Genomic DNA, 1,230 nt, shown 5'->3' with positions numbered 1-1,230 from the left:
CTCGGCGCTGCGCATGCGGTTGAAGCCGTCCCAGGTGAAGGTGGTCTTTTCTCCATTGCGGCTGCGCTCGATCAGGTTGCCCCGCTCGTCCCATGTGTAGTGGGCCCCTGCATAGTCCCTGAGCAGGTTGTCCATCAGCCGGCCGGCCATGCTGTCACCGGCGATGCCACACATCAAAATTTGCTAGTTAGCGCAATTCGCTCAAGGCTTTTTCCAATTCCATTTTGGCGTCATTTAGATCTGAAAATACGGCGTGGCCCCAATCGATTTTAAGTTTATTTTCCTTTATTATTTTATTTATGCCGCTCATTGTGGATTCTAATATCTCCCTCCAAGAACATTCTATAGTTTTCTTTTGTCTCGACAGTTGTATATTGCCATCCTTTTTTGAGAAGACAATCGAAAAAGACGAATCCGTGCCGACAAATTCAAATCTTTTCTTTTCCCCTCTGTAGCATGCAAGTAATCCGTGTATGAAATCGGATATTGAGATGAATATCATCATCGCATATCGATCTTCTTCGTCGGATCTGAATTCTATGGCGTCCTTGACTATATTGATGTTCCCCAGATCGAATGGGGAAAAATCAGGGTCCTCGATTCGAGAAAAGTTGATGATCATTCGCTTTTTACTGGAAATGCTGTAATAGTTCGATTTCCGTCCTGTGAGTCAAAAACGGCGCGATAACGTCCTCGAACTCCATTTACAACGGTACGCTTTTCAAACGTTTGAATTCGAGAAGATGGGTTGCTAATTCTTGTTCCACTTTTTGCAAGCAGCTCGCAAAGACATTGAATTTGGTCTTGAGTTGTGCCAGGCGGGAACAAATCGCCAGGACCCTGCGAGGAGGTTCCAGAAATATGCCTTTCATCGATGTGTTGCCAACCCTCTTTTGAGTTGCCAGGCTCTATTCTCGGTTTTGGAGTTTTTCTGCCAGCCAGTCCCAACGGATCAACCCATTCGATCGGATTTGGCGTGTATTGATGAAAATTCAGTCCACCGGCTCGCCCGATCGGATCACTGGAGACAAACCGCCCACTCACCGGGTCGTAGTACCGATACCGGTTGTAGTGCAGCCCCGTCTCGTCGTCAAAGTACTGCCCCTGGAACCGGATCGGATTCCTGAACCCCGCCTTGCGTCCCGCTTCGCTGATCGCCTGCTTGGCCTCTCCCCAGGCCTTGTAGCTGGCCGACCAGGCGATGCGGCCTTCGTGGTCCGTCAGCTCCTG

The 1,230-nt window shown here is 49.2% G+C and carries 2 protein-coding genes; both read right to left on the bottom strand.

Features of this window, described 5'->3' with window-relative positions:
* Positions 1 to 187: 187 nt before the first annotated feature.
* The gene (locus PMI12_RS29015) at positions 188 to 622 is read right to left on the bottom strand and encodes a hypothetical protein (RefSeq protein WP_157632287.1); all 435 of its coding nucleotides are present in this window, start codon (positions 620 to 622) and stop codon (positions 188 to 190) included.
* On the bottom strand, positions 619 to 1,230 hold a 612-nt coding region (locus tag PMI12_RS29525; protein ID WP_007838675.1), incomplete at its 5' end, for an RHS repeat-associated core domain-containing protein. The genes PMI12_RS29015 and PMI12_RS29525, both read right to left, overlap by 4 nt.

It is taken from the genome of Variovorax sp. CF313 (assembly GCF_000282635.1).
In the GTDB taxonomy this organism is placed as follows: Bacteria; Pseudomonadota; Gammaproteobacteria; order Burkholderiales; family Burkholderiaceae_C; genus Variovorax.
The sequence above is the reverse complement of the archived record's forward strand: the minus strand, read 5'-3'. Positions and strand labels throughout refer to the sequence as shown.

Bases quoted from the DNA above. Each gene is read 5' to 3' on its own strand.
- PMI12_RS29015 (WP_157632287.1), bottom strand. From the start codon at position 622: ATGATCATCAACTTTTCTCGAATCGAGGACCCTGATTTTTCCCCATTC.